This window comes from Paenisporosarcina sp. P5_A11 (assembly GCF_056400705.1).
Genome location: NZ_JBFUKT010000147.1, coordinates 1 through 8,406, shown reverse-complemented (window position 1 = coordinate 8,406; position 8,406 = coordinate 1). Strand labels below are relative to the sequence as shown.

Genomic DNA, 8,406 nt, shown 5'->3' with positions numbered 1-8,406 from the left:
ACTTAATTGTGAATATAAGCAGTCCAATATTTATTTGAGTTATTTTCACTTAAACGAAAAGGGTCCTATGGAATTTAGGGGCTTTTCCCTATATTAAAGAACTTGTATACAGAAGTATCCTATATAAGTATATAAGATATGTAAGATTATTGAGAAAAGGAGTTTTTTGAATGCGTACACAAAAGGCAAGAATAGTTATAGTGGGGGCTGGGTCAGGTGGCATTTCGGTAGCATCAAGATTGTTGCGAGAAAACAAACAGTTGGAACATCAAATATTGATTATTGATCCTCAGAAAAAACATTATTATCAACCTCTTTGGACACTAGTTGGAGGTGGAGCAGCACAAAAGGAACAGACCGAACGTGATCAGTCCAGCGTGATTCCGGAAGGTGCAAATTGGCTTGCAGAAAGGGTATCATCATTTACTCCGGACAAGAATGAGTTAATAACAGAGGAAGGTACAAAAGTTACTTATGAATATCTCGTTGTTGCAGCTGGGATTCAGCTGAATTGGAGTAAGGTGCCTGGTTTGAAAGAGTCTATTGGAACAGATGGCGTCTGCAGTAATTATGAGTACCAATATGTAGATTCTACATGGGAAAATATTAAAAATTTCAAAGGTGGAAACGCAATCTTTACAATGCCAAATACACCTGTAAAATGTGGAGGCGCACCTCAAAAGATTATGTATTTAGCCGAGCAATATTTTCGGAAATCGGGTGTACGTGATCAAACAAAAGTTATTTTTGCCACAGCATCGCCTTCTATTTTTTCAGTTGAAAAATATCGCAAGACTCTCGAGGGAATTATACAAGAACGTGAAATTGAAACGAAATTTCAGCGTCACTTGACGTCCATTGATTCAAAAAATAAAAACGCGGTATTTACAAATCTTGAAACAGGTAAAGAAGAGGTATTGTCTTACGATATGATCCATGTTACACCACCAATGGGACCGCCAGAATTTCTGGAGAAAAGTCCACTAGCAGCTGAAAATGGATGGATTGCAGCAGACCAATATACGTTACAACATCCGGTTTATGGAAATGTATTCAGCCTTGGTGACTGTGCAAATCTACCAACGTCAAAAACTGGTGCAGCAATTCGGAAACAGGCTCCTGTCGTTGCGGAAAATATTCTTTATGCTATGAATAACGAACCCTTAGCGGCCAAATATGATGGCTATTCTTCCTGTCCAATTGTTACAGGATATGGGTCACTTATTTTAGCTGAATTTGATTATGATAATTATCCAGTTGAAACATTCCCATTTGATCAATCTAAAGAACGCTTAAGCATGTATTTAATGAAAAAACATATGTTGCCGGCGCTTTACTGGAATGGCATGTTGAAAGGACTTATGTAAAAAAAAGGAGGTGAAATGTCTTGGGAAAAGTAGATACATCAAAGTTGAATATACTTCTTTCTGATCAACAAACTGTTGAATCGCTGACCTATCTAGTATCAAAGCTACCAGAATATACAGCGCGTATGAAACAGATGGAGGAACCCCTTCTATTTATAGAAGAGGTGTTAAAAGATCAGGAATGGCTTGAACAAATAACAGGTGAAGCAGAGCAAGCGATACAGTCGTTGAAACTGACCAAAGAATCTGTCAGTTCCTTAGTTCGAATCATAGAGATTTTACCTATTATTACACCTTATTTGGATAAAGGAATCGAACTTGCTGAATTTGGACGCAATACATTAAAGGATCCAACTTCTTTCCAATCTATAACATCAGATATCCATCCCTATATAGAAACTGTCCAAAAATGCGGGGGTATTTTACAGGAGACTAACCGCAGAGTACAAAGACAAGAAACGGAGAAGCTATCACTATTTAAGGTGTTGGCACTATTAAAAATCCCCGCTGTAAAACAAGGCTTTCAGTACATGAAAACATTTCTACAAGTACTTAGTGAAAAAAAATAGGAGGCTAAAATATGTTTTTTACATCATTTTTGGATGAGAAGTTAGCACATTATTCGTATTTAGTTGGATGCCAAAAGACAGGAGAAGCGATTGTTATTGATCCTTCTCGTTATGTGAATCAATATTTAAATGTAGCAGAAAAAGAAGGATTCTCCATTTCCGCAATTGTGGAAACCCATATTCACGCGGACTTTTTATCAGGTTCCACTGAACTTTCAGAGCAGTCGGGAGCTAAAATATATTTATCTGATGAGGGCGATGAAAACTGGAAATATCAATTTAATCCACGATATAACACTGAACTCGTAAAAGAAGGATCGGTTATTCAAGTTGGCAATGTGAAAATTGATGTGTGGCATACACCAGGACATACACCGGAAAGTATTTCATTTGTTTTGACAGATCAAGGTGGAGGGTCATCAGTACCAATGGGAATCTTTACAGGGGATTTTGTTTTTGTTGGTGACATTGGACGTCCCGATTTACTAGAAAAAGTAGCCGCAATGGAAGGTACTGCACAAGCAGGAGCTAAAACAATGTTTCAGTCAGTTCGGAAATTTAAAGAACTTCCGGATCATGTTCTAGTCTGGCCAGCTCATGGGGCTGGGAGTGCATGCGGGAAATCCCTTGGTGCCGTACCACTTTCAACTGTTGGATATGAAAAAGCAAATAATTGGGCACTACAAATCGATCATGAAGATGAATTTGTAAAAGAATTGATGACTGATCAACCGGAAGCACCAAAATACTTTGCGATGATGAAAAAATTGAATAAAGAGGGGGCTTCTCTTCTACCTAAAGAAAAGCCTCATCTCATCCATTCCATTAACGAAATGGAAAGCGAAATGAAAAAGGAGAAGATGGTCATAGTTGATACACGTCCTTCTGATCAATTTTTCAAAAATCATATTGAAGGATCCTTAACTATTCCACTTAATAAATCATTTACTAATTGGGCTGGTTGGCTTTTATCTTATAAAAAGCCCATATTAGTAATTGTAAAAGAAGAAGAGGAACAAGAAATGGTTAAAGCACTCCAATCTATTGGGCTAGATCAAATTAAAGCAGTTTTTCGCCCAGAAATTGCTGAACAGGGAAATGGAACAGTTAAGCAATTGACAGTTGATGAATTTCAAAATCTTACTGAATACCAGTTAATTGATGTACGAAACGATTCGGAATGGAAAGAAGGGCATCTTCCCGAAGCAGAACATATTATGCTCGGTACTCTAACGGATCGGTTGGCTAATATAAGCAAAGATAAACAACTAGTTGTTCAATGCCAAGCAGGCGGCCGTTCAGCCATTGCTAGCAGTATTCTACAGGCAAACGGCTTTGGAGATGTATACAATTTACAGGGTGGATATGAAGAGTTAGTAAAAAGAGAAATTTCGGTTTCGTGCCACGTATAATGGAGAAAAAACAGAGCAAATCTCATTATGGGGTTTGCTCTTTCCGTAAAGGAGAGAGAGAAAATGAGTTCTTCGAGTATGAAACAGGAATATTTTGAAAATATTTTAACACATATACAGGATGGCATTATTGTCATGAATAACGAACGAACAATCCTCTCAATGAATCCAGCTGCAAATAATTTAACTGGATGGAAAATAAATGAGAATGTTCCATATTGCACATATTGTCAAAGTAGGGTTCTTTCTGAAGGAGAAGATCGCTGTTTATTAATTTCCAAAAATGAAGTTCCATACTTCCTTTCAGAAATGCCCACCTATCAAGGACAACATATTAATGTTGAGATGAGCACAGCACAATTAATGGTAAATGATGAAACTGGGGAATCACAATACTTACTCGTCTTGAAGGATCAAACATTAAAAAGAAGAGAAGAAGAAGCAAAATTCTCTAAATTAATGATTAAAAGGCTGACCGAGGCACAGGAGGGTGAACATAAGCGTCTCGCACAGGAACTTCATGATGGTGTCAGTCAATCCCTCTATAGCATTTCACTTGCAATGGATAATATTCAAGTTTATACACAGCAGCCTGTACTACAGGAATACCTAGATGAAGTGCGCATTGAACTGGATAAAGTTATTTCAGATGTTAAAAGTTACTCCTATCAACTTCGCCCAAAAAGTCTTGATCAGCTTGGTTTGTCTGCAACAATTGATGCATTAGCAAAATCATTGATGACAAAAAAGGCAGGTCTCGTCATTGAGTTGGACTCAAATTTAGTGAACAGGCTTCCAGTGGCAATTGAAATTAACTTGTATCGGGTTATGCAGGAAGCGCTACATAATATGATGAAATACGCCGAAGCGACTTTTGTAACAATTCATATTTTCTATGATGAGAAAGAAGACCAGATCCTTATCGAATACAAGGATAACGGAATAGGCTTTGACACTGAAAAAGAAAAAAATGGACTAGGTCTTCGGCATATGAAAGAGCGAGTGGATCAATTAGGGGCGCATTTTCTACTTTCATCCTCTATCGGACAAGGAACTTCAATCACGATTGAATGTACGGTTAATGAGGAGGTAGAGTATTGATTAAAGTATTGATTGTTGATGACCATAAATTGATTCGAAAAGGGATTATCATGATGTTAGATACGTTTAAAGATATAAAAGTTGTGGGGGAAGCCTCTGAAGGATCTGAAGCTATCAGGCTTTCCTTTCAATTAAATCCTGACGTCATTTTTATGGATATTTCAATGCCAAATGGATTGGGTGGCTTTCAGACAGCGAAAGAAATACGCCAACAACTGACGCATGTTCGTATTATATTTTTAACTATGCATGAAGAAGAAGCCTATATTAAAAAAGCACTCCATCTGGGTGTTAGTGGATTTTTGCTTAAGAAAAGACAAAAAAACAACTTGTACGAGTCCATTCAACAAGTAATGAAAGGACAGCTTTATTATAAAACCGAATTTCCAGATCATTTAATTGAGCTATGGAAAGATAGTCAGAAAAAGAAAGGAGCACTAACGGAACGAGAACTTGAAGTTTTACGGTTTCTCGTCTTAGGATTTACCTATATTGAAATTGGGGGAAAAATGTCTATATCACCAAAAACGATAGAAAACCATAAAGCGAACATGATGTCAAAATTAGAAATAACGCATCGATATGAATTAATACAATATGGTCTTCGAAATCAGTTTGAAATACAATTTTGATGTAAAGAGGTTAAAAATATGAGTCTTACAATGATAGTTTTAATATTCTTCATTGGATTTATCGGATCATTTATTTCTGGGATGCTTGGTGTGGGTGGTTCTATTGTTAATTATCCAATGTTACTTTACATCCCACCTTTATTAGGTCTTGCAGCGTTCTCTGTGCATGAGGTAACAGGGATCAGTGCAGTTCAAGTGCTTTTTGCAACCATTGCCGGTGTTTGGCTATTTAGAAAAGATGGGTACTTAAATAAACGCTTGATTGTATATATGGGAATCAGTGTCTTAATAGGAAGTCTAGTTGGCGGTTTTGGCTCCACGGGTATGTCAGAAAATACAATCAATATTGTTTATGGAGTACTGGCATTATTAGCTGCAATACTGATGTTTGTGCCAACTAAAGGACTAGATGACCAACCACACGATCAGGTAACGTTTAACGGACCTCTCTCTGCTGTATTTGCCCTCATTGTTGGAATTGGGTCAGGCATTGTTGGTGCCGGGGGTGCTTTTTTACTCGTGCCAATCATGCTGGTTGTGTTAAGAATTCCAATTCGTATGGCCATTGCTTCTTCACTTGCCATTACATTTATTTCATCTCTTGGGGGAACCTTCAGTAAACTAGCAACAGGGCAGGTAGAATATATTCCGTCAATTATTATGGTTATTGCCAGTATAATTGCAGCACCTCTTGGAGTAAAGTTAGGGAAAAAAATGGAACCGAAATATCTAAAAGGATTGCTTGTGATTATTATTTTAGGAACAACTATTAAAATATGGATGGATATTTTATAACAAGGTGGTGCGGTAGAAAAAGCTTTTAAAACAGGAGAAGTTGGTTGCACTGGTATCATCTTATCAGAGGAGCTTGGGTTTAATGTTTCATTAAAGGAACATCATCTTATATCAATACCGACAATACAACGGTTTCTGTTCCAAGTATATCTGTTGAATCCTATGTAATCCCAACATTTTCAGAAGTGACCGTGACAAATCTGATTAATGGATTTACACCTCAACCACTGGCTGAAGGACTTTCTTTCACAACTGATTATACGAAAGTAGGTGCATCTGCATTTGTTACAGATAAAAACAACCAACAATATCAAGGGACAGTGGCAAATACACAGGCAACTATTTCAAAGCTGCCAGTAACTTCTGAAGAGTTTATGTATCATATTCACGTACCTGGTCACTTGAAGTTAGCAGACCATTTACAGTTTTTAAACCAAATGGAGAAACGATTCGAGCAGAGAAAGATGGACTGGCTACTTCAGTTTTGAAAGCTGGTGATGTCAATGGAGACCAAGTTATTGATATTTTGGATGCAGTATTTATGGAAACACACTGGGGAACGAATAAACGCAGCGCGGACATCAACTTTGATGGTACGGTTGATATGAAAGACTTTGCGTTTATAGAAAAGAACTTCGGAATCCAAAATCCAACAGTTACTAAAGCTCCAGAACCGAAAGAGAATTATAAAGGTAAGACATTAGAAAGTATCAAAACAGAATTAGAAGGTAAGTAATAATAGGAAGAGTAGCTCAATCACGTTGAATTTAACCCGAATAACAGACGCTAAAAAAGCGCTGTTGTTCGGGTTAATTCGTTCTATATGAATAAGCGCAACGTAAGAAAAGAGCAAAAAATCAAATGAAGATGATTGTTCTGGGAAAGAATTTTTAAAAAAAGACTCCAAAATCACAAAAAAGAAACGGTTAACGCCTAACCAGATTTAAGGTTAGGCGTTTTTGTGTTTTTATCAGTAATAAATAAAATACTCCATTTGGAGCTAGGAATCTGATCCATCGTCYCCCCCAATTTTCGCTGTTGCCATTTTCGTGCTTCAAAAAGGCTGAGCTGCATGGAGGATTCATTCTCTAAATTCGTAATTAATAAAGATATTTTACGTACAGGCTTATCTTGGTGGAACTCGTAGAATAGATTTTGGCAAACACGATAGATATTTAGGGTTTCATTCGTTGCTTCTTCAATCGTCCGTGAACGTGAAAACCCTCCTCCAAACACTTCTTTACTGTAACCAATGCTCAAATGAATGGTTCTTCGAACTTTACCGGCTTCACGAGAACGTCTCGCTACGTCTTCATACATTTCCAACAATACCGTAAAGATATCCTCCGTTTTTACATAATCTCGAAATAGGATTTGCCCTTTTCCATAACTAACTTGACCCTCTAATATAGGTACACCGAGTTCAGATAAATCAATTCCCCAGGCATGATGATAGAGTTGATTTCCCATTACGTCAAAGCGTTCTTCAAGCGTTTTTAAATCGGTATCGCGATATCGCCAATCTTAAAAATTCCCATTCCATTTAGGTTTTGTTCCATTAGGCGCCCAATTCCCCACATCTCGCTTAAAGGACTCACTGGCCATAATTTTTGTGGGACGTCTTCATAAGTCCATTTCGCAACACGCGTCTTCTTCGCTTCTAAATCCAATGCCAATTTTGCCATCAACATATTTGGACCTATACCTACGGCTGAAGGCAAAAAGGAAACCCATCAAGAATATGGTAATATAATGAAAAGATGTAGTGTCTAAGTTGAGGCTTTTGATCTTCAACTAACGGGGTTGGTTAGTTTAAGAAGGAATAGAGGGGGTACTCATGGTGAAACAAATCTGGAGTTATGATGTGCTAGACGAATATGAATTGAATCCACTGACACCTGAAAAAGTCGAGTCCGCTCAAAACGAGTTGAAAGTAAAACTACCTGATTCTTATTTAAAATTATTAAAAGAGCAAAATGGAGGTTCTCTTTATCTGAATGCATTTCCCATTTCTTTTGAAGGTGACGACCATTTAGCAGTCGATTATTTACTTGGAATTGGAGAAAGTAAAAGGGAAGGTATACAACAATCCGGGTATTTTATCAAGGAATGGGGGTTGCCTAAACGCATTGTCTTATTATGCGGAGATGGACATACATGGATTGTGCTCGATTATCGAGAGGTTAATGAAAATCCTCCTGTTATATTTATAGATGTTGAACAGGAAATCGAAAAACAACTGTCTTCGTCATTTGATGAGTTTGTTTCTAAACTTTATCATATTGATCAATCAAGTAATTTTGTTACTTTTGAAGGGGAACAAACCGAATTCACATATAAAGAAGGAGAAAAGGCTTTTCGAGGAAATAGCCCCAGAGTAATTGGTTATGCTCTTCTCCATTTCAGCAAAATAGATTGTGATGTAAATTGGTTTATTCATCAAATTGGGAAGCTTGTAAAAAAGAAAAATGAATTCATTGTGCAGGATGCCGAAATGGCATTAATGAAAATCATAATCAATACATATAAT

General features: G+C 37.2%; 9 protein-coding genes and 1 pseudogene. 9 read left to right on the top strand and 1 reads right to left on the bottom strand.

The window, feature by feature from the left end:
- Positions 1-170: 170 nt before the first annotated feature.
- The 8 genes from AC1DOS_RS15580 to AC1DOS_RS15545 all read left to right on the top strand — a co-directional run bounded on the left by AC1DOS_RS15580 (position 171) and on the right by AC1DOS_RS15545 (position 6,612).
- Positions 171-1,367 carry an FAD/NAD(P)-binding oxidoreductase gene (locus tag AC1DOS_RS15580; RefSeq protein ID WP_108587343.1) on the top strand — a complete coding sequence of 399 codons (1,197 nt, stop codon included), beginning with the start codon at positions 171-173 and terminating at the stop codon, positions 1,365-1,367.
- A gap of 20 nt (positions 1,368-1,387) precedes the next feature.
- Positions 1,388-1,936: a hypothetical protein gene (locus tag AC1DOS_RS15575; RefSeq protein ID WP_477538235.1), complete on the top strand. Its 549-nt coding sequence runs from the start codon at positions 1,388-1,390 to the stop codon at positions 1,934-1,936.
- Between the two features lie 11 nt (positions 1,937-1,947).
- Positions 1,948-3,348 (top strand): MBL fold metallo-hydrolase, encoded by a 1,401-nt coding sequence (locus tag AC1DOS_RS15570; RefSeq protein ID WP_108587341.1) that lies wholly within the window; start codon positions 1,948-1,950, stop codon positions 3,346-3,348.
- Between the two features lie 63 nt (positions 3,349-3,411).
- A complete protein-coding gene (locus tag AC1DOS_RS15565) occupies positions 3,412-4,449 on the top strand; it encodes an ATP-binding protein (protein ID WP_477538234.1) in 1,038 nt (345 codons plus the stop codon).
- Positions 4,446-5,081, top strand: a complete 636-nt coding sequence (locus AC1DOS_RS15560; protein WP_477538233.1) for a response regulator — start codon at positions 4,446-4,448, stop codon at positions 5,079-5,081. Before AC1DOS_RS15565 ends, AC1DOS_RS15560 begins: the two co-directional genes overlap by 4 nt.
- An 18-nt stretch (positions 5,082-5,099) precedes the next feature.
- Positions 5,100-5,876, top strand: coding sequence for a sulfite exporter TauE/SafE family protein (locus tag AC1DOS_RS15555; RefSeq protein WP_477538232.1), 777 nt, complete (start codon positions 5,100-5,102; stop codon positions 5,874-5,876).
- A 191-nt stretch (positions 5,877-6,067) separates the two neighbouring features.
- Entirely contained in the window at positions 6,068-6,364 is a 297-nt protein-coding gene (locus AC1DOS_RS15550; RefSeq protein ID WP_477538231.1) for a hypothetical protein, read from the top strand.
- Positions 6,361-6,612, top strand: coding sequence for a dockerin type I domain-containing protein (locus AC1DOS_RS15545; protein ID WP_477538230.1), 252 nt, complete (start codon positions 6,361-6,363; stop codon positions 6,610-6,612). The genes AC1DOS_RS15550 and AC1DOS_RS15545 overlap by 4 nt, the downstream gene beginning before the upstream one ends.
- Before the next feature lie 269 nt (positions 6,613-6,881).
- Here AC1DOS_RS15545 and AC1DOS_RS15540 read toward each other — a convergent pair.
- Positions 6,882-7,597: pseudogene (locus AC1DOS_RS15540) on the bottom strand (DinB/UmuC family translesion DNA polymerase); the annotation flags it as partial.
- Positions 7,598-7,716: 119 nt separating this feature from the next.
- On the opposite strand from AC1DOS_RS15540, the gene AC1DOS_RS15535 reads away from it, so the two are divergent.
- Positions 7,717-8,406 (top strand): SMI1/KNR4 family protein (locus tag AC1DOS_RS15535; RefSeq protein ID WP_477538229.1); only part of this gene is annotated, 690 nt, incomplete at its 3' end.

Excerpts from the sequence above, each read along its gene's own strand:
- AC1DOS_RS15580 (WP_108587343.1), top strand. The coding sequence starts at position 171 with ATGCGTACACAAAAGGCAAGAATAGTTATAGTGGGGGCTGGGTCAGGT.
- AC1DOS_RS15570 (WP_108587341.1), top strand. The coding sequence starts at position 1,948 with ATGTTTTTTACATCATTTTTGGATGAGAAGTTAGCACATTATTCGTAT.
- AC1DOS_RS15565 (WP_477538234.1), top strand. The coding sequence starts at position 3,412 with ATGAGTTCTTCGAGTATGAAACAGGAATATTTTGAAAATATTTTAACA.
- AC1DOS_RS15555 (WP_477538232.1), top strand. The coding sequence starts at position 5,100 with ATGAGTCTTACAATGATAGTTTTAATATTCTTCATTGGATTTATCGGA.